The sequence below is a fragment of the Sphingobacterium sp. UBA2610 genome (assembly GCF_002339225.1).
Taxonomy (GTDB): Bacteria; Bacteroidota; Bacteroidia; order Sphingobacteriales; family Sphingobacteriaceae; genus Sphingobacterium; species Sphingobacterium multivorum.
Genome location: NZ_DDKA01000008.1, coordinates 79,738 through 98,928, shown reverse-complemented (window position 1 = coordinate 98,928; position 19,191 = coordinate 79,738). Strand labels below are relative to the sequence as shown.

Genomic DNA, 19,191 nt, shown 5'->3' with positions numbered 1-19,191 from the left:
ACATGAGTAGACCGAGTGCCGAGCCCTAGGTTATGCACTCGGTCTAAACATTTTATCCATTAGCTAACGATCGCCAAGATGAAACGACCTAGAAAACGTCGAATAGTTTTAAAAACAGTCATCAGCCTCCTCGTCTTACTTTGCCTGGGCCTGATAGGTTATAATCTTTATCCCGAACCAACGTTGGATCGGCATGCGAAAGTGGACAAACTGACTGTCTATAAATCTAAAAGGACACTATTGGCCTATAGCAAGGGAAAGCTCCTAAAATCATATCGTATTTCACTAGGCGGTCAACCTGTGGGCGACAAAGAATTTGAAGGTGATTTAAAAACACCCGAGGGTCTTTATACGATCAACGATAAAAATCCATATAGCGACTATCACAAAAACCTAGGTGTCTCCTATCCGAATGAACAAGATATCGCCCATGCCAAAAGTTTAGGAAAAGATGCCGGTGGCGACATCAAGATCCACGGACTCCGAAACGGACTAGGCTTTATCGGTAAACTGCAACGCCACATGGACTGGACTTTCGGTTGTATGGCACTTACAAACTCGGAGATTGACGAGCTTTTTGACGCTGTTCCAATAGGCACAATTATTGAAATAAAGCCCTAGCGGAAATAAAGCCTTGACTGAAATAAAGCTTAGCATCCGTCCCTTTACACTCATCTGTAGGCGATCTAACCCTTCCGTCCTATTTTTCCCCACTGCCTATTTTCAAAATACTACAAGATAAACCCTAAATATTACAACCCCATGTCTAATAAATTAGCGATTTTTGAGTTTACATGAGTAACTTGTATTTAAAATAATTCTTATGAAACTTGCAATAAAGAATATGGTATGCAATAGATGCATAATGGTTGTTGAAAATGAACTGGCGAAGCTCAATCTCCATGTTAAGCATATTTCTTTGGGCCAGGTGGAAATTGAAGAAGAACTGACCAAAGCGGAGAGCAAGCAACTTGCTGAAAATTTTTCGGAACTTGGGTTTGAACTTATTGACGATAAAAGAACCGTCATCATCGAACAGGTAAAACATGTGGTGTTGGATCTCATCCGTAATCAACATAACGACACCAGCCTTAATCTTTCCGAAATCATCAGCAAGAAAGTGCACCATGATTACAACTACATCTCCAATCTATTTTCGGATGTTGAAGGGATCACCATCGAAAAATACTTCATCGGCCAGAAAATTGAATATGTCAAAGAGTTATTGGTTTACGATGAGCTGACATTAAGTGAGATTGCCTATAAACTCAATTACTCCAGTGTTGCCTATTTAAGTAATCAATTCAAAAAAGTAACCGGATTGACGCCAAGCCACTTTAAACAGATCAAAGACAATAAACGTAAGCCGCTCGATAAAATCAACGAGTAAAGGCGTGGAACGACAAAAGCAAGCTTCATAGCAGCCTCGGCCGCCAGGATTAGAAAACAGACAAAAAACAGAAGCAACTGGTCAAAGAAAAGAAGCAGCAGGCCAAATGAAGAAGTGACAAATCAAAGAAAAGAAGCAGCTGCCCAAAGAAGAGCAGGTCAAAAAAGCAACTGGTCAACAAAAAGAACAGCAGGTCAAAAAAGAAAAGGCTTCCGAGCGGAAGCCTTTCTTTTAAAATTGCCCTTTCAAATTAGCAACCCTTATCTTGAATATCTCTAATTCTTTTTGTTGTTGATTGATAAAAGAATTCTCCTCCAGTTTTCCGACCACAATATCACGTTCTTCATCATTGGCATAGACCATGTTTTTGAACTGATTTTTGTAGTCTTTGGCCCGGGATTTATAAATCTGTTCACCAATCCAGATCCGGTGCCCAAGCGCCTGATCCAACAAAGATACAATTTTATCTGTTGATAAAACCATACCTTCCAAATTTAAGACTTCGATTAAAGACAAGAGTGCATGTTCACGTTTATCTAGGGGGTAATCTTTACTTTTATCATGATAGAATTCATGAATATCATCCCACGAATCTATCTTTTTTGATTTGATATCATCTAAGAAAGTGTGCAGGGCATTGCTTTCGATCAGCTGTCCACCGATATTCTCCCAGTTCGTACGCGATCGACCCGTTAAGGAGGCCATAATATCCTGCAGTGACATACCTTCCTCGAGGGCATCCATCAGGTGCAGTACACCATAATACTTAATAAACGAACGATATAAGTGATAAGCCTCGCCAACCTTCTGAATAACAGTCGGTCTGCGTGAATTTTCGGCTCCTTGCAACACGATGGTCTGATCTTTTAGGTCCATGTTGTTGGCAAGCAGTGCCCGACCGGCAACAATACGTTCGCGCTCATCCTTCCCTGCTGCAGTGTGAAGGCTGTCTGCAACGGCCAAGGCCAGCATATCCATCCCTTCAAACATTTCATTCACCGTATCCGGAGCCAACATATCGTATTCAAAATATTGATTTTTGAAATGTCGATTGTCCCGCGCCGCATACTTATTCGCATTTCGTACCAATGCATACATATTGTACATGAACCAATACCCCGGAATCAGGACCAGTTGATCATGTTGTACGTCATTGCTTACTAAGGTGAAAGGTAGCTTAATATCCAGTTCATGCAGAAAATCCCCTTTTACAATCAGGCAATACGATGCAAATCTGGAGTTGTGTTTTAGACTGACACAGAGTCCGGGCCAAAAACCACGTCCCGCGATAATTTCACCATCCGCAGCTCTGGAGTTGTGATTCGATCCTACGGTTGCTCCAGCAGCCATGTTACTTTGGCCCATCACCAATGCCGCACATAAAAACGAGTTGTTATGGTGCTGTTCATGGGCTGGAAAAATCAGGGAATTTAATACTTCACAACAGGAAATTGTCGAGTTGTCACCCAAATAAGAGTTGATCAAGCGCGCACCATATTTCAATTGCGAATAGGAAGCCAAGATAAAACGTACGGCTTTAACGCCATAAAATATACGACAGCCATAGCCAATAATTCCATTAACAAGCTCACAGCCTTCACCGATCTGCGTATACGATTCCTGCGAGGAATTGACGGTTACATTTTTCAGCTTGCTGACCCCTTTGATATAAACATCAGTCCCAATCTTGACATTCTTGATCGTTAACGTATTTTTGATGACACAACGGTCGCCAATTTGGCTGTAATAGCCGCGTTGACTTCCAAATTTTTGATCCGTAAGTTCTCCAAATCGCTGCTGTAAAGCATGATCATGCCGATTGCGGGTCCAAAGGTATACATCTGCAGCCTGCATGCCATCAAAAGGGTAAACCGAGCGGGCACCATTTTCGTTGCAGAGCTCCAGCTCGATCCGTTTCTCCGACTCTTCACCGTCACGGAGGATGCCATTACCAAACTTGGCTGTACTACCGGTCTCCATTTCCTTGATCTGGCTCAACAGCACTTCATTGCCAACAATAAAGTAGGACAAGTAGCCCACATAATGAACAGCAACATCGTCACCAAAGTCCGAGCTGATGATCGTCGAATGGTACAGGCCAATGGGCAGCTGCAAATTGCGGTAATCCAGGTAACTCGGACTCAAATTGCCGATACGGACCAGACCATAGAACTTACAGTGCTGCACCTGATTCGGATCGAAGACTGCCGATACTTTGACCTTGGTCCAGTCGCTTGACCAGTTACCGTTATGAATCAACTGTTGAATCTCCGTTTCCGTCAGATCGCGGTAGTCATTACGCGGGTTTTGCTGAAAGCGCAGGGTATATTCATCTTGTCCTGCTGGAATAAATTCATCTGGGATAAATCCATAGCCCAGCTGTTCCAAAGGTTTCTTCTTCAATACACTCATAGGCCTCCTTACTCTACAGTTACCGACTTCGCCAGGTTACGTGGTTTGTCCACATCCAATCCGAGTTCTACACCAATATAATACGATAGCAGTTGCAATGGTACAACCGAAATCAATGGCGCAATAATCTCATCTGCCTCCGGAATTTCCATAAAATCATCGGATAGATTTTCAGAAACGGTATCGCCCTTGGTAACCACCGATATGATCTTTCCCTTACGTGCTTTGATCTCCTGAATATTTGAAACAATCTTCTCGTGATAAGCATCTTTTGTAGCGATAAAAACAACAGGCAAGTTCTCATCAACCAATGCGATCGGTCCATGTTTCATCTCTGCTGCAGGGTAACCTTCGGCATGGATATAGGAAATTTCCTTGAGTTTAAGCGCACCTTCCAGGGCAACCGGGAAATTGTATCCCCTACCCAAGAAAAGAAAGTCGCGGGCATCTTTGTACTTTTTGGCAATGGTTTTAATTTTATCAACCTGCGTATCCAAAATCCACTCCACCTTTTCAGGCACTTCATTTAATTCCTTTGCGAGTTTTTGATAACGCTCTTCACTGATGGAGCCTCTTAAAGAAGCAATCTTTAAGGCAATCAGGTTCAATACAGTCAACTGTGCTGTAAATGCTTTTGTACTTGCTACGCCGATTTCTGGTCCAGCATGGGTATAGGCACCTGCATCCGAAAGTCGGGCGATAGAAGATCCAACAACATTGACCACACCCAATATAATAGCACCCTGTTTTTTTGCATTTTCCAACGCAACTAATGTATCAGCCGTTTCACCACTTTGGGAAATCGCCAGGATCACATCTCCCGGATGAATAACCGGATTACGGTAGCGGAATTCCGACGCATATTCAACTTCTACATTTATGCGGCACAATTCCTCAATAACATATTCTGCAATAAGCCCGGCATGCCAGCTGGTACCGCAGGCAACAATTACAATGCGATTGGTGTTGCTGATCTCATTGGCAAATTTTTCAATGCCGCTCAGTGTAATCTGATGGGATTGCAGATCCAAACGTCCACGCATCGAGTCAAAGATCGTTTGCGGTTGCTCAAAGATCTCTTTCAACATAAAGTGATCAAAGCCCCCTTTTTCAATAGCTGACAGTTCCAGATCCAATTTTTGGATATAAGGTGTGATGCGCTCATTACCCAGATTTTTAAGGATCAGCTCCTCTGGTGTGATAATGGCCAGTTCATAGTCATTGATGTAAACAACTTCTTTGGTATACGCTAACATCGGGGAAGCATCTGAACCCAAAAAATGCTCATTTTTACCGATACCAATTACCAAAGGACTTCCCTTACGTGCTGCAATAATACGATCCGGATGACCTGCTTCCAATACGAGGATTACATAGGCCCCGACGACCCGTTTCAAAGCAATACGGATCGCTTCTTCTAACGAGCATTCATTCTGCGATTGGATTTCTTCGATAAAGTTGACCAGAACCTCTGTATCAGTATCACTTTTAAACGTATAACCTTTATTTATTAATTCTGATTTTAAGGAAGCATAGTTTTCAATGATGCCATTATGAATCATCGCGATGCGTCCGCTATTGGAATAATGCGGATGTGCATTCCGATCAGAAGGTTCACCATGGGTAGCCCAACGGGTGTGGCCTATCCCTGTGGTCGACTGTAGATCTTTTCCGTACACAAACTCTTCCAAGTTTGCGACTTTACCTGTTTTTTTGTAAACATCGATCTGCTCACCTTTATGCAATGCCACTCCAGCACTGTCATAACCACGGTATTCTAACTTTTGTAATCCGTCAATGACGATACCATACGCCTGACGATAACCTGTGTATCCTACAATTCCACACATGTATGTCTCAATTTTAAGTGTATATTTTGTTAATGCGCCGCAATGTAATAAAAAATATTTACGCAATCGATTGATTAACCTAAAATTAACACAAAAAAGGCGGCTAATGTTTTATTAGCCGCCTTTTTCTATTGTAAAATGTATTATTTTTTAATGTTCTGCCACGTCGACATGGTCATAATCTTCCTTCATCAAGGCTTCATAATTTGTCTTTTCTTTCTTTCCAAAACGACGTTGAAGACTGTCAAATATGGAGTACACCACCGGTACAACAACCAAGGTTAAAAATAAAGAAGATAACAAACCACCAATGATAACGATCGCCAGACCTCTATTCATATCGGCACCGTCTCCAGTAGCGATTGCGATAGGAATCATACCAAATACCATGGCAATTGTCGTCATCAAAATCGGACGAAGACGCGCGTGATTGGCTGCCACCAACGCATCGTGTGTATTATCGCCAGCTTCCTTACGATGGTTGGCAAAGTCAACCAGCATGATCGCATTTTTGGCCACCAGACCAATTAACATGATGATACCCAAAATCGTAAATATATTCAAGGTCTGATTTCCCAGCGCCAAGAACAATAGGGCTCCGATAAACGACAATGGAATCGAGAACAAGACCACAAATGGTGTGATAAAACTATCGTATAAAGCAACCATTACCAAGTATACTAGGATAATAGATGCCAATAAGGCAATACCCAAAGTACCAAAACCTTCGGTTTGGTTTTCCATATTACCACCCCAGATAAAGACGATACCCGGTTTACGCGGCAGTTTTTCAAACTGTGCCTGCCACTCTTGTGCTACGGTACCCATTGGTCTACCGATTGCCTGTCCCTGAATGGATACTGCCGGCGACTTGTCGCGACGTTCCAACAACGTAGGTCCCGAACCAAAAGTTACATTGGCAAATTGATCCAAAGAAATAGAGGCACCCTGATTATTGATAAATTTCAGATCACGTACGTTGTCGATATTGGCACGACCATTTTCCGCATAGCGGATATTGATATCGTACTCGTTATCACCCGCTCTGTATTTGTTATCCGTATTTCCTGAAAATGCCGTCTGCATTGTCATCCCCACAGTAGAGACATTCAGTCCCAAAGAGGTCATTTTATCACGGTCGATCTTCACATTGATCTCAGGGTTACCCGCTTCAGAAGTCAATTTGACACCCGCAGCCCCAGGAATCTTACGTAATTGATCTGCCGCCTTCTCTGCAAATTCCTGTGCATCTTCGACAGAAGCACCGATAATGGTCAGCTTCAATGGTGCCTGCTCCGCTCCCATGATACCCACATTGACGGTTTTGATTTTTGCACCGATCAGTTTATTTTCCAGTTCACGCTTCAGCGTCGCTGAATACACCTGTGAGTTACCCTCAAAATTTTCCTTGTCGAGGATCACATGGATCTCCGATTTATAACGCGAACCCGTTGTTGAAGCCATACCGTCCGAAGACTGCCCCACTGTCGTAATAATTTCTTTGACATCAGGTTTCGATTTAATGTAAGCCTCCGCTTTTTGCGTCAACAAGTTGGTCTTCTCCAGGGAAGCATCTTTATCGAGTTCTAACTGGATGAAAAACTCCTTACGGTCGATACTCGGGAAGAAGTCCGAACCAATATACCCCATACCGACCAAAAAAAACGATGCGACAAGTAAACCGATTGCCAAAAACAACGTAGCCAATTTCGTACCGACGTTCTTTAAAGCCCAGGTCAACAATCCCGCAACCCAATGTGTAAAGCTATTCAAACCGCTTTCAAAACCATGAATAATACGACCAAAGAAAGAAGTTTTGCTTAAGTGCTCCAATTTACCGAAACGCGAGTATAACCAAGGCACTACCGTAAATGACACCAATAAGGATAATAAAGTCGAGATGATTACCGTCACACAGAATTGTGCCAGGATATTGGCCACCAAACCCGTAGACATCGCGATCGGCAGGAACACTACCACGATAACCAAGGTGATCGCCGTTACGGTAAATCCGATTTCCGAAGCACCATCATAGGCCGCACGCACCTTGTTTTTACCCATCTCCATGTGGCGGTGAATATTCTCGATAACAACGATCGCGTCATCCACAAGAATACCTACTACCAGGGATAAACCGAGTAAAGACATCAAGTTTAAGGTATAGCCCATCAAAAGCAAGCCAATAAAGGTAGCGATCAAAGATAATGGAATCGCCACCATGGTAATCGCCGCATTACGTAAACTTTGTAAGAAGAACAACATGATAAAGCCCACCAATGCAATGGCAATCATTAAGTCATGGATCACGTTATCGGCTGCATTCAAGGTAAATTCTGAAGAGTCATTGGCAACCAGAATTTTAATATTCTGTGCAGCATAATCCTTCTCTACACCAGAAATTACTTTTCCGTCTTTATCGTGTACCGCAATGGTTTTCTTGACCGCTTCGGACACCGCTACCGCATTTGCATCAGACTGTTTAAAGACCTGCAATAAGATTGTATTCTGACGGTCCAGGCGGGCTACTTTTTCAATCTCTTTAATACCATCCCGCACATCGGCGATATCGCGCAGATAAATCTGCACCCCTGCCGGCGTTGTGATCGGGAGGTTACGCAGCTCCTCGATTGAAGTTACTTTACCCGAAAGACGGATGGTTGTCCGGTTATCACGAGTACTGACGTTACCTGTCGGGAAATCGAGATTGGATGATGCTACAATTTGCTGTACCTGCGAAATTGTCAGTCCATAACCTTCAATTTTCTTCGGGTCTACAGAGATCTGGATTTCACGTTCCTCACCTCCGATCAGGTCCACTTTGGCAACACCATTGATCCGCGCAAAGACCGGCTGGATTTTATTGTCCAAAAGATCGTAGAGTTCTTTTTCCGATAAGTTGGACGTGACGGCCAAACTCATGATGGCCACATCATCCAGGGAGAATTTGGAGAGTGAAGGTGTCTTTACATCATCCGGCAGATCGTTGATCACGGCATTGATTTTCCGTTGAGCATCCGTAAGCAGGAAGTTGACATCCGCACCGTTGTTGAGGGTAATCATGACAATCGATACCCCTTCCAGGGAAGTCGACTCCACCTTTTTGATACTTTCCAAGGATGAAATGGCATCCTCTATTTTTTTGGTCACCGAACTCTCCACCTCTGCAGGCGAAGCTCCCGGATAGACCGTTTGTACCGTAATGACGTTAATTTCAAATTTAGGGACCAATTCATAGCCCAATCGCGTATAAGAAAACAACCCGCCTAATGTCAGTATTATAAATAATACGATAATTATACTGGGGCGTTTTATCGATATTTCGGTAATTTTCATTCGAATAATTTATTTTTAATAGCTATGCAACCGAGGTTCCATCTGCTACCGATTACAGTATGCTCTATTTAATAATCTCTACAGGGCTTTGGTCAAATAGATTGATCTGACCCGAAACAATCACTTGATCCCCATTTTGCAAACCACCTAAGATCTCGATGTAATCACCAAAGTTTCTACCTGATTTGACGTTTGTTTCGATGGCTTTACCGTTTTTCAGCACAAAGATCTTGTTGTCGCTCACACTACCCACAAAGGCATTACGAGGTACGATCAACGTATTGCTAGCAACACCTTCACCGAAGATGGCTGTACCGTACATACCAGCACGCAATTGGTTCGATGCATTATTTACCTCGATTTCCACCGGGAAGTTTAAGCTACCATCCGATTTAGGAGCAATAAAAGTTACTTTACCTATAAAGCGTTGGTCTGCATATACACTCGCTGTCACATCAACAGATTGACCGATCCTTAAGGTAGCCACATTCTTTTCGTCTACATTGACACGCAATTTCAAGGTGGCGACATTGACAATATCGAAGGCTGCAGCGCCCACATTTAGGTAAGTGCCCGGTTCGATTTTACGTGCATTGACGATACCCGATACCGAAGTTTTGATGGTCACATCGCCAGCATTCAATTTAGACGCTTTTAAGTTATTTTTCGCATTCTCAAATTGCAATTTCACCTGGTCTAACTGTTGTTTGGTTACACCACCTGTAGAGAAGGCACTTTCAAAGCGATGCAGATCGGCCTGCGCATTGGTAAATGCAGCCTGCGCATTCGCTACGTTCACATTCAGTTTATCGCCCTCGATGATCGCCAAAGTCTGTCCGGCGCTCACATGAGAACCTTCATCAACCAATACTTTCACCACTCTACCTGCAGTCTCAGCTGAAACAGTTACTTCTTGTTTCGGAGAAAATGTTCCGTTAGCCGTATAACGTAAGTCCATGGAAGATACTTTTGCCGTATCGATACGCACTGCAATAGCCACATTTTTCTTTGCTACCTCTGCAGTTTCGGCCTCATTTTTCTTTTTATTTTTATTTAACACAAAAAATATTCCTGCTAGACCAGCAGCAATAATAAGTAAGGTAATAATTCCGCGTTTCATATTGTATTAGTCAATTATTCTTTAATTAGTGATTTAAGATTTCCATTCGCTTTGATCAGCTGCACTTCAGCAATTTTATAATCGAGCAAAGAGGTATTTAAATTATTCTGGGCATCTGCATAGGCATTTTCCGCATCCAAAAGATCGGTCAATGTTGCCAGACCATTTTTGTAATTGTTGTTAGTATCTTCCAGCACTGATTTTGCCAAATCCACGTTCTTACGGTTTGACTCAATTGTTAACAAAGAATTTTTAATCTGAACCTTGGAGTTTTCTGCTGCCAGATTCAGTGCCAATTTTGTATCCGCGATATCAACCTGCAACTTATCGATATCGATCTGTGCCTGACGAACTTTAGAACGTGTGAGGAAACCATTGAAAATAGGAACCGTCAAATTAAGACCAATTCCTGAAAATCCCGACCAATTTACACCTTCAGCTTTCGAAAAGATTGGGAAAACAGGTCCCAAACCCTGACGACCGTAATTCGCAGTCAAAGATAAAGTGGGGTAGTATTTGGATGCTTCAGCTTTTTTGTTCAACTCTAGTAATTCATTTTGTTTAGTGAGCACCTGGATCTCCGTTCTACTGGACACATCAAGCGGGTCATATATGGCATCCAGAGCAACTGTTTCAAACGTTGACGCCGGCATAACAATCTGCTCCGACATCTGCATACCAATGACAAATTTTAGTGCATTCTCTTTTAATTCAACGGCATTAATCAGCTGCTGGCGAGAAGCTTTCAAATTTGTAACGGCTACATTTGTACGGTCAAGGTCAATTTTCTTCGCTAACCCATTCTTAAAAAGTCCTTCGATGACATCCCTAGTTTTGGTGGTACTTTCCAAGTTATTGTCAACCGTTTTTAACTGCAATTTGGATTGATAAACATCATAATAACTATTGGCCACCTTTTCGATCAATTGCTCATCGGTCAATGTTTTGTTGATCACATAAAATTCGCGTGTCGTCTTGGCAGCTTTCAGTCCAGTAAATACAGTTTGATTAAATAGCTGTTGATTTAAGCTTATCGAATTTGTCGATTGCCATTTTTGTCCAAAAGCAGCCATTACTGTGGTTCCCGGTTGGCCCACAAGCTCTCCTGGTAAAGCGACCTTTTGAATCATTGGATTGTAAGTGATACCACCGTTAAAATTGACCTGTGGTAATGCACCCGATTTAACTTCCGCAATTTTATGTTCGGCATTTACGACATCGAGACCTGCCTTTTTCGCATCAGCCTTGTTCTGCAAAGCAAATTTAATCGCATCACTTAAGCTCAATTGTTGCTGTGCATGACTCTGGAAAACCATCGTACCTAATAAAAGGCTGGCTAGTATTCTGATTGTTTTCATTCCTAATTTATTTATCCTAATTTTATATCTACTTTTTATTTATACCATTAAAAAAAAGCTTGGTAGCCAGCTTTTGCTTTTGCAGCACTTCATCAAAACGATCCTGATTTGGAATTCCTGAAATGATATCGGAGATATTGCACATCAGGGATAAACTCTTCATCAATTCCACATAGATTTCGGCCGTTTCATAGAGATGCTCCCCATCGATTTCACCTTTTTCGGCACCGATCTCAAGGATCTCAAACAAGGCTTTCACATCACGGTCGTGTAGGCACTGGAAAAAATCCTGCATGGAAAGTCCCTTGATCCATTCCAGATTTTCATTCATGTGCAACATATAGTATTTCCGGACAAATGCATCGCGCAGTTCCAAAATTTTAATGATCAGCTCGTAGGTGGTGCCCACATGCACAGCCACCATCTTCTCCTCCTCTTCCCTATATTCATCCGTCAAACGCACAATCACATCCCTTATAAGTGCATTCTTTTCCGAATAATAGTAATACAAATTCGCTTTGGTAATTTTAATATCCTCCGCAATTTCATTCATCGTAGTCTTACTAAAACCGTAATGCATAAAGCGTCTTATCGCCGCATGAATGATTTGATCTTTTCTATCTTCCATTCTTCAAAAAACTCCTTTCTACTTTCTGACTTTTATCAAAAATTGTTCAAAAATATAAAAAGTAACATGTTGGACAAAATAAATTTTGAAATTGTAATAATTTTGATATTAACCTGACAACAAAACCTTCATGACTTCGCAGACACCAGCAGCAATGAAAGCAAACTGAAGGTTCTTTCTGGCCAATAAGATCAGACACTTTCAAAAAAAAAGGCAAACTCGAAAGTTTGCCTTTTATTATACGAACAGATCTATTAGAATGCGACCGTGTTCTGAAAATGTTTTAAAAACTTTCGTTTATCCAATTTATAGAGCCTTGCTGCACGATAGGCTACTCCAGTCTGCACTTCGTCGAGCTCTTTTAGAAAGCCATAATTCTGCATTTTCTTTCTAAAATTGCGTTTATCGAGTGGTTTATTCAAAATTCCCTCATACACCAGCTGTAGCTGGGTGAGTGTAAATTTTTCAGGCAGCAGCTCGAAAGCAATCGGCTTATAGGCGAGGCGGCGCTGCAACCGCTCCAGACAGAGGTCCAAAATCTGCTTATGGTCAAAGGCCAGTTCAGGTACATTCCGAACGGGGAACCATTTTGCCTGCTTCATATAGTTTGTAACAGGTTTGGTTTTCAATTTGGTATTATCCAGCTGCACGAGGGCGTAATACGCCACCGTCAGAATACGTCCCTTTGGATGCCGTTTTAATCCGGCAAAGGAATGCAGCTGATCCATAAATACATCTTTCAAACCTGTATTCTCATACAAAATTCGTTTTACGGCATCTTCCATCTCTTCGTCATTATCCACGAAAAAACCTGGCAATGCCCACCAATCCTTAAAAGGATATTCATTTCTTTCGGCCAAAAGAACTTTTAATTCTCCTTCGTGAAAGCCTAATATGACACAGTCAACGGTAAAATTACTATACAAAACTTCTAAATTTATTTATGTGCAATATACTGAGCTAAATTTAGCGGTTACTAATCATCGGGTTATCTGTAACAATTATACGCTTCCTAAACGTGATGCGCAAAAAAATATTGAAAAATTTATTCAAAGTGTAGAATATACACTATAAAAATCTTATATTCGTAAAACCTAAAATATAGCGTGTGATAAAAGAAATTAAAAAAATAGGTGTATTGACGTCGGGAGGTGATGCTCCTGGCATGAATGCCTGTATTCGTGCTGTCGTTCGAACAGCATTACATAAAGGATTGCAAGTAACGGGTATTTATCAAGGATACCAAGGTTTGATCGACGCAAATTTCATTGAAATGGATACGCGTTCGGTCAGCAATATTATACAACGTGGTGGTACAATATTAAAAACCGCGCGTTGCATGGAGTTTAAGACGCCTGAAGGCCGTCGAAAAGGCTATGACAATCTGATCGCTGCCGGTGTAGATGCCTTGGTGGTCATTGGTGGTGACGGTACCTTTACAGGTGCTAACTTCTTCTCCAAAGAATTTGAAATACCTATTATAGGTATTCCGGGTACGATAGACAACGACCTTTACGGTTCTGATTATACTATCGGCTACGATACAGCCAACAATACTGTCATCGAAGCGATTGATAAAATCAGAGATACTGCGGCGTCACATGAACGTCTTTTCTTTGTTGAAGTGATGGGCCGTGATTCAGGCTGTATCGCCTTAAATGCCGGTATTGCTGGCGGAGCCGAAGCCATTTTACTTCCAGAGAAAGAAACGGCCATTGACGATCTAATCCGTCATTTAGAAGACGGTGCCATTAAGAAGAAATCGTCATCTATAGTTATTGTTGCAGAGGGCGACCAAAATGGTGGTGCTTATTATGTCGCAAAAAAAGTAAAAGAAAAGTTTGATCATTACGACACGAAAGTTAGTATATTAGGGCATTTGCAACGGGGTGGTTCTCCGACGAGTTTCGACCGCGTGCTTGCGAGTAGATTGGGCTTTGCTGCGGTCAATGAATTATTGGCCGGAAACACACGAGTTACTGTTGGGCTTCGTGGTAATGAAATCAAGACAACTCCAATTGAAGAAGCAATCAGCAATAAGGAAATTAAACTTAGCCCTGATTTATTGGAAATGGCTGAGATTTTATAATCGTAATTTGAACAGACATGATAGCAGTAGTATATAGTGGATCTCGATTTTCAGACTGGCGGTTGGCCGACAAGGGGCGGATCACTACGGGGTTCCGCATGAACGGGATCAATCCTTATCTTCAGGATGAGCGCTCCATACTACAGCATTTGCATAAAAACACCAATTTGATCAACAATGCCGAAAAAATCAGACGGATCTATTTTTTCGGAGCGGGATCTTCCTCGAAGGAACGTAAAGATAAAATAAAAAACGTCCTCGAACGTTTTTTCGTCAATGCGCGCGTACGGGTTGATCATGATGTCATTGCTTCGGCAATTTCCACTTTCGGCGACGAAAGAGGAATTATTGGCATCATTGGCAGTGGATCAAATGCAGCTTACTATACAGGGAAAAAAATCATTGACAACAATTATGGTCTAGGTTATATTCTGGCCGATGAGGGGGCGACAAACTGGAATAGCCAGCAGCTGCTCAAACATTACATGACGGATACCTTACCTGTTGATCTGCGGGACAAACTGGAAAGAGAATTTAACATCGATAAGAAAACCATTTTGGAAAGGGTGTATATTTCCCCACAACCGACAAATTTTCTGAATTCATTTACAGACTTTGTCCTCGAAAATAAAGATCATCTATTCATTAGTCAATTGGTTAAAAATGGGCTTCGTACGTTTATAAAAACCTACATCAAGCCCTTAATGAAAGAATATCCGGACAGTGACGTAAACTTTACGGGTTCAGTAGCGTTTAATTATGAGCACTTGCTTCGGGAAGTTGCCACAGACGAATTTAATATCAGTATTGGTAATGTTGTAAAAGAACCGATACATAATTTAATTAAATATTATATCAATAAAAATTAAGAATATGAAAATTGGAATTAACGGATTTGGACGTATTGGTCGTTTAGCATTTAGAGCGGCTATCAATCGTCCAGAAATTGAAATTGTTGGTATCAATGACTTAGTTGAACCAGATTATATGGCTTATATGTTGAAATATGATTCAACACATGGCAAATTTGACGGTTCTGTAGAAGTAAAAGACGGTAACTTGGTTGTTAACGGAAAAACTATCCGTGTTACAGCTGAGAAAGATCCGGCAAACTTAAAATGGAATGAAGTAGGTGCTGAAGTAATCATCGAATCTACAGGTTTCTTCTTGACGCAAGAGTTGGCTCAAAAACACATCGATGCAGGTGCTAAAAAAGTGGTGATGTCTGCTCCAGCGAAAGACGACACCCCTACTTTCGTCATGGGTGTAAACCACAAAGAATTGAAAGCCGATCAACACATCGTTTCAAACGCTTCATGTACAACAAACTGTTTAGCGCCTATCGCTAAAGTATTAAACGATAAATTTGGTATCGTTGAAGGTTTGATGACAACAGTACACGCGGTTACAGCAACACAAAAAACTGTAGACGGTCCTTCAGTAAAAGACTGGAGAGGTGGTCGTGGTGCATACCAAAACATCATCCCTTCATCTACAGGTGCTGCTAAAGCAGTAGGTTTGGTTCTTCCAGAATTGAAAGGTAAATTGACCGGTATGTCATTACGCGTTCCTACAGCAGACGTTTCAGTTGTTGACTTAACAGTACGTTTGAACAAAGGTGCTTCATACGAAGAAATCAAAACTGCAATGAAAGAAGCTTCTGAAGGCGAATTGAAAGGTATCTTAGGTTATACTGAAGACGAAGTTGTTTCTTCAGATTTCTTAGGTGATGCACGTACATCAATCTTCGATGCAAAAGCAGGAATTTCATTGAATGATAACTTCGTTAAAGTTGTCTCTTGGTATGACAACGAATGGGGATATTCAAACAAAATCGTTGACTTGGTATTAGAAGTTGGTAAATTGTCTTAATCAACTCGACCAATATCCTATAGAGGGGCTATTCTACACGAATAGCCCCTTATTTTTTTTCCTTAAAAATCAGCAGGTTGGCGTTTAAACGCAAAAAAAAGCGCTTTTAGCTTTCGTAATTCAAATAATCCGTCTATATTTGCATCATCAATAAGGCAGACAGCTCAATTGAAAAGGTGCCATAGCTCAGTTGGTAGAGCAAAGGACTGAAAATCCTTGTGTCGCTGGTTCGAATCCAGCTGGCACCACCAAAAGGGAAGAACGCAAGGTTCTGACAGATTGAAAGAATAATAATTCCAATGCGAAAATAGCTCAGCTGGTAGAGCACAACCTTGCCAAGGTTGGGGTCGCGAGTTCGAATCTCGTTTTTCGCTCACCTGCCTAGGTGGTGGAACTGGTAGACACGCAGGACTTAAAATCCTGTTCCCGTTAAGGGAGTGCGGGTTCGATTCCCGCCCTAGGTACAAAAAGAGACGCCGAGTATCGGTTGTCTCTTTTTTTTTACACCAATATAACCCTTTGCTCCAAAAGTTGATATTAGGCCATTTCGAGTTCGATTTGAGCGCAATACTTCGATTAATATCATCGTAGCATAATTTTTATGTTTACAATTTGGGATTTTAGAAAAATTAATCGTAATATTGCAATAATATTATGGGACTTACTAAGACAGAAATATTCACAGAAGAGCAGAATCAGCTCGCCACAATGCTCAAAGCGTTGGGCCATCCTGCCCGTATTGCGATCCTTCAATCCATCATCCATGCAAATTCGTGTATCTGTGGTGATCTGGTTGAGGAACTAGGATTGGCACAGCCAACAATTTCCCAGCACCTTAAAGAATTGAAGAATGCGGGTATTATCCAGGGCACCATTGAGGGTGTACGGGTATGCTATTGCATTGAACCGAAAGCCTGGAAATTATTGAAAACAAACCTGGCAGCTTTCTTTGACTCTTATAAAGAGAACACAAACTGTTGCTAAAAAAATTTACATCAATTAATCGTTAAATTGCAATATAGCATGAACAACTCCGAATTTATCAACTGGGAAACGTTTAAAACGCAGCTCCAGCAAAACCCGAATCAAATTTTACAATTTGAATATGCAGCAGGTAAATGGGTAGATCCCTCCTACCATATCACAGAAATCAAACAGGCTCCGATCATATCCGTCGATTGTGGTGGCGTAATGAACTCCTGGACTGAAATCATTGTCCAACTATGGGAACCAAGGGAAACAGAAGAAGGCCGTGCAATGCAAGCAAGTAAAGCGATGTCTATCGTGGATATCGTTGAAAAGAAATTACCGCTTAATCCCAATGCTATTGTAAAAATTGAATTTGGCAACTCGCAGTTCGATACACGCCAAATGTATCCGGGTAATTTTACCGTATCCGGACAAGATTTAATCGTTAACCTTACTCCAGATTATACCCAGTGCAAAGCCATTAACGCGGGGGAAGCTGTGGCACCACTTCAGATGGAGAAGAATGCTGCGCACCCGTTGCTAAAGCCGAACCTGTAAAGCTGGAAATGGTTAATCTGGCTGCTGATGGCCCCGTTTGTAAACCTGGTGGCGGCTGCTGCTAATCAAGACATTAAAAAATGGAAAAAATATTGGTACTCTGCACCGGCAACAGTTGCCGCAGCCAAATTGCAGAAGGATTTTTAAGACATTTCGCAGGTAGCCGAGCCGAGGTTTATAGCGCCGGCATAGAAACGCATGGCGTTAACCCTAAAGCCATTCAGGTTATGGCTGAAGCCGACATTGATATCTCATCCCACACCTCTAATCATGTCAATGAGTATGCGGCAATAGACTTTGACCATGTAATTACGGTCTGTGATAATGCCAAAGAGAGTTGTCCATATTTTCCTTCAAGGGCTAAAAAGCTACATTACAATTTCCCAGACCCGGCAAAAGCCACCGGAACGGAGGAAGAAGTTATGAATGAATTCAGAAGGGTACGTGATCTTATCAAAACATACAGTGCTGAATTTGTAGCGGAAAATCTCGATAAATAAACATACCCACTAACAAAAAAATATGTCAGCCAACAACTGCGCCCCAGCACATGAAAGGAAAAAATTGAGTTTCCTCGACCGATACCTTACCTTATGGATTTTCCTGGCGATGGCAGTCGGAGTATCTATTGGATTCCTTTTCCCGTCTTCGTCTGATTTTATCAATTCTTTCTCAAGCGGTATCACCAATATTCCACTTGCCATTGGCCTGATCCTGATGATGTATCCACCACTTGCCAAAGTGAAATATGAAAATATGGGCAACGTATTTAAGGACACAAAGATACTGGGGGCTTCCCTGCTCCTGAACTGGATCATAGGGCCTATTTTAATGTTTATCCTGGCTATTGTATTTCTTCGGGACTACCCCGAATATATGATCGGCCTTATTCTTATCGGGCTAGCTCGCTGCATTGCAATGGTCGTTGTATGGAATGAGCTGGCAGAAGGAAACCGCGAATACGCTGCTGGACTTATCGCCCTCAATAGCATTTTTCAGGTTGTATTGTACAGCGTCTACGCTTATATCTTTATCACTGTTCTGCCTCCAGTATTTGGCATGAAAGGTCTTGATGTTAATATTTCGATCGGTCAGATTGCGGAAAGTGTCGGAATTTATTTGGGTATTCCCTTTGCAATGGGCATAATCAGCCGTTATAGCCTGATTAAGTTAAAAGGAGAAGAATGGTTCCAAAGCAAATTTGTACCCATGATCTCTCCCATCACCTTAATCGCGTTATTATTTACAATTGTAGTCATGTTCAGCCTGAAAGGTGAACTGATCGTTCAGATTCCTATGGACGTTGTCAGAATTGGGGGTCCTTTGGTGATCTATTTTGCCATTATGTTCCTGGTGAGCTTTTTTATCGGTAAACGAATGGGCGCAGATTATTCCAAAAATGCAGCCATTTCCTTTACAGCTTCTGGTAATAATTTTGAGTTGGCTATTGCTGTTGCTATTGGCGTCTTCGGCATCAACAGTGGCCAGGCATTTGCCGGTGTTATCGGTCCACTCGTGGAAGTGCCCGCATTGATTGCCTTGGTCAATGTAGCTTTTTGGTTAAGAAAGAAATATTATAAAGGCCAGGTGATATAGCCCAAGAAAATTATTT

The 19,191-nt window shown here is 41.7% G+C and carries 16 protein-coding genes and 3 tRNA genes; 12 read left to right on the top strand and 7 right to left on the bottom strand.

What is annotated here, in order from left to right; translation table 11 throughout:
* Nucleotides 1-78: 78 nt before the first annotated feature.
* Nucleotides 79-621, top strand: coding sequence for a L,D-transpeptidase family protein (locus B4Z47_RS05735; protein ID WP_286727021.1), 543 nt, complete (start codon nt 79-81; stop codon nt 619-621).
* Between the two features lie 202 nt (nt 622-823).
* Nucleotides 824-1,390 carry an AraC family transcriptional regulator gene (locus tag B4Z47_RS05730; RefSeq protein WP_070561147.1) on the top strand — a complete coding sequence of 189 codons (567 nt, stop codon included), beginning with the start codon at nt 824-826 and terminating at the stop codon, nt 1,388-1,390.
* Nucleotides 1,391-1,621: 231 nt separating this feature from the next.
* Here the strand turns inward: B4Z47_RS05730 and B4Z47_RS05725 are convergent, their stop codons facing one another.
* The 7 genes from B4Z47_RS05725 to B4Z47_RS05695 form a co-directional block, all read right to left on the bottom strand.
* On the bottom strand, nt 1,622-3,802 hold the full coding sequence (locus B4Z47_RS05725; protein ID WP_115049032.1) for a DUF4954 family protein: 2,181 nt from the start codon (nt 3,800-3,802) through the stop codon (nt 1,622-1,624).
* Between the two features lie 8 nt (nt 3,803-3,810).
* Nucleotides 3,811-5,652 (bottom strand): glutamine--fructose-6-phosphate transaminase (isomerizing), encoded by a 1,842-nt coding sequence (gene glmS / locus B4Z47_RS05720; RefSeq protein WP_286727020.1) that lies wholly within the window; start codon nt 5,650-5,652, stop codon nt 3,811-3,813.
* Nucleotides 5,653-5,802: 150 nt separating this feature from the next.
* Nucleotides 5,803-8,985: an efflux RND transporter permease subunit gene (locus tag B4Z47_RS05715; protein WP_145326907.1), complete on the bottom strand. Its 3,183-nt coding sequence runs from the start codon at nt 8,983-8,985 to the stop codon at nt 5,803-5,805.
* 64 nt (nt 8,986-9,049) lie between these two features.
* Nucleotides 9,050-10,105 carry an efflux RND transporter periplasmic adaptor subunit gene (locus tag B4Z47_RS05710; RefSeq protein WP_070561150.1) on the bottom strand — a complete coding sequence of 352 codons (1,056 nt, stop codon included), beginning with the start codon at nt 10,103-10,105 and terminating at the stop codon, nt 9,050-9,052.
* A 14-nt stretch (nt 10,106-10,119) separates the two neighbouring features.
* Complete coding sequence (locus B4Z47_RS05705) at nt 10,120-11,463, bottom strand: TolC family protein (RefSeq protein ID WP_112376346.1); 1,344 nt, start codon at nt 11,461-11,463, stop codon at nt 10,120-10,122.
* A gap of 28 nt (nt 11,464-11,491) precedes the next feature.
* Complete coding sequence (locus tag B4Z47_RS05700) at nt 11,492-12,091, bottom strand: TetR/AcrR family transcriptional regulator (RefSeq protein ID WP_070561152.1); 600 nt, start codon at nt 12,089-12,091, stop codon at nt 11,492-11,494.
* A gap of 254 nt (nt 12,092-12,345) precedes the next feature.
* A complete protein-coding gene (locus tag B4Z47_RS05695; protein WP_075992906.1) occupies nt 12,346-13,017 on the bottom strand; it encodes an NUDIX hydrolase in 672 nt (223 codons plus the stop codon).
* A 185-nt stretch (nt 13,018-13,202) separates the two neighbouring features.
* Between B4Z47_RS05695 and pfkA the strand changes: the two genes are divergently transcribed.
* The 10 genes from pfkA to arsB all read left to right on the top strand — a co-directional run bounded on the left by pfkA (nt 13,203) and on the right by arsB (nt 19,175).
* A complete protein-coding gene (pfkA, locus tag B4Z47_RS05690) occupies nt 13,203-14,180 on the top strand; it encodes a 6-phosphofructokinase (RefSeq protein WP_075994837.1) in 978 nt (325 codons plus the stop codon).
* A 17-nt stretch (nt 14,181-14,197) separates the two neighbouring features.
* Nucleotides 14,198-15,049 (top strand): hypothetical protein, encoded by an 852-nt coding sequence (locus tag B4Z47_RS05685; RefSeq protein WP_070561153.1) that lies wholly within the window; start codon nt 14,198-14,200, stop codon nt 15,047-15,049.
* A 4-nt stretch (nt 15,050-15,053) separates the two neighbouring features.
* Nucleotides 15,054-16,052, top strand: a complete 999-nt coding sequence (gene gap / locus B4Z47_RS05680) for a type I glyceraldehyde-3-phosphate dehydrogenase (RefSeq protein ID WP_070561154.1) — start codon at nt 15,054-15,056, stop codon at nt 16,050-16,052.
* A gap of 175 nt (nt 16,053-16,227) precedes the next feature.
* A tRNA-Phe gene (locus B4Z47_RS05675) sits at nt 16,228-16,303 on the top strand.
* Nucleotides 16,304-16,353: 50 nt separating this feature from the next.
* Nucleotides 16,354-16,426 (top strand) — tRNA-Gly (locus B4Z47_RS05670).
* Nucleotides 16,427-16,431: 5 nt separating this feature from the next.
* A tRNA-Leu gene (locus B4Z47_RS05665) sits at nt 16,432-16,516 on the top strand.
* A 190-nt stretch (nt 16,517-16,706) separates the two neighbouring features.
* Nucleotides 16,707-17,036, top strand: a complete 330-nt coding sequence (locus tag B4Z47_RS05660) for an ArsR/SmtB family transcription factor (RefSeq protein WP_112376344.1) — start codon at nt 16,707-16,709, stop codon at nt 17,034-17,036.
* 39 nt (nt 17,037-17,075) lie between these two features.
* Nucleotides 17,076-17,579 carry a DUF6428 family protein gene (locus tag B4Z47_RS05655; protein ID WP_286727018.1) on the top strand — a complete coding sequence of 168 codons (504 nt, stop codon included), beginning with the start codon at nt 17,076-17,078 and terminating at the stop codon, nt 17,577-17,579.
* Between the two features lie 80 nt (nt 17,580-17,659).
* Nucleotides 17,660-18,079 (top strand): arsenate reductase ArsC, encoded by a 420-nt coding sequence (locus B4Z47_RS05650; RefSeq protein ID WP_201639151.1) that lies wholly within the window; start codon nt 17,660-17,662, stop codon nt 18,077-18,079.
* A 22-nt stretch (nt 18,080-18,101) separates the two neighbouring features.
* Nucleotides 18,102-19,175, top strand: coding sequence for an ACR3 family arsenite efflux transporter (gene arsB, locus B4Z47_RS05645; protein WP_204991108.1), 1,074 nt, complete (start codon nt 18,102-18,104; stop codon nt 19,173-19,175).
* The last annotated feature ends 16 nt before the right edge of the window (nt 19,176-19,191 follow it).

Bases quoted from the DNA above. Each gene is read 5' to 3' on its own strand.
- B4Z47_RS05735 (WP_286727021.1), top strand. From the start codon at position 79: ATGAAACGACCTAGAAAACGTCGAATAGTTTTAAAAACAGTCATCAGC.
- B4Z47_RS05730 (WP_070561147.1), top strand. From the start codon at position 824: ATGAAACTTGCAATAAAGAATATGGTATGCAATAGATGCATAATGGTT.
- B4Z47_RS05725 (WP_115049032.1), bottom strand. From the start codon at position 3,802: ATGAGTGTATTGAAGAAGAAACCTTTGGAACAGCTGGGCTATGGATTT.
- glmS (WP_286727020.1), bottom strand. From the start codon at position 5,652: ATGTGTGGAATTGTAGGATACACAGGTTATCGTCAGGCGTATGGTATC.
- B4Z47_RS05715 (WP_145326907.1), bottom strand. From the start codon at position 8,985: ATGAAAATTACCGAAATATCGATAAAACGCCCCAGTATAATTATCGTA.
- B4Z47_RS05710 (WP_070561150.1), bottom strand. From the start codon at position 10,105: ATGAAACGCGGAATTATTACCTTACTTATTATTGCTGCTGGTCTAGCA.
- B4Z47_RS05705 (WP_112376346.1), bottom strand. From the start codon at position 11,463: ATGAAAACAATCAGAATACTAGCCAGCCTTTTATTAGGTACGATGGTT.
- B4Z47_RS05700 (WP_070561152.1), bottom strand. From the start codon at position 12,091: ATGGAAGATAGAAAAGATCAAATCATTCATGCGGCGATAAGACGCTTT.
- B4Z47_RS05685 (WP_070561153.1), top strand. From the start codon at position 14,198: ATGATAGCAGTAGTATATAGTGGATCTCGATTTTCAGACTGGCGGTTG.
- gap (WP_070561154.1), top strand. From the start codon at position 15,054: ATGAAAATTGGAATTAACGGATTTGGACGTATTGGTCGTTTAGCATTT.
- B4Z47_RS05660 (WP_112376344.1), top strand. From the start codon at position 16,707: ATGGGACTTACTAAGACAGAAATATTCACAGAAGAGCAGAATCAGCTC.
- B4Z47_RS05655 (WP_286727018.1), top strand. From the start codon at position 17,076: ATGAACAACTCCGAATTTATCAACTGGGAAACGTTTAAAACGCAGCTC.
- B4Z47_RS05650 (WP_201639151.1), top strand. From the start codon at position 17,660: ATGGAAAAAATATTGGTACTCTGCACCGGCAACAGTTGCCGCAGCCAA.
- arsB (WP_204991108.1), top strand. From the start codon at position 18,102: ATGTCAGCCAACAACTGCGCCCCAGCACATGAAAGGAAAAAATTGAGT.